Raw genomic sequence first — 496 nt, 5'->3', positions numbered from 1 at the left:
GGCCCGCGCCAATAGCGAGCACCGCATCGAGCGCATCAAGGACACCGCGGTGCTCAGGCTCCGCAACAAGCTGCTGCCGCTGATCCATCTGAAGAAGCTGCTGAAGATCGACGACGGCGCGGCCTCCGATCCCGAGAACGGCTTCATCGTGGTCACCCAGGTCGGCAGCCAGACCTTCGGCATCGTCGTCGACGGCGTGTTCCACACCGAAGAAATCGTGGTCAAGCCGATGTCGACGAAGCTGCGTCACATCGACATGTTCTCCGGCAACACCATTCTGGGCGATGGCGCGGTCATCATGATCATCGATCCCAACGGCATTGCGAAAGCGCTCGGCGCCGCCGGCTCCTCGGCCCATGACATGGGCGACGAGAACGGCGCGCACCACATCGGAAGCGGCGAGCAGACCACCTCGCTGCTGGTGTTCCGCGCCGGCTCGTCGCAGCCCAAGGCGGTCCCGCTCGGCCTCGTCACGCGCCTGGAGGAGCTGCCCGCC

The 496-nt window shown here is 65.7% G+C and carries 1 protein-coding gene; it reads left to right on the top strand.

Annotation, left to right across the window (positions count from 1 at the left end; genetic code table 11):
* The coding region (locus AC24YW_RS36620; RefSeq protein ID WP_487487217.1) for a chemotaxis protein CheW at positions 1 to 496 on the top strand (496 nt) is incomplete at both ends.

It is taken from the genome of Bradyrhizobium sp. USDA3516 (assembly GCF_057651995.1).
Note: the sequence above shows the minus strand (reverse complement) of the source record. Positions and strands in the feature narration are given on the sequence as shown.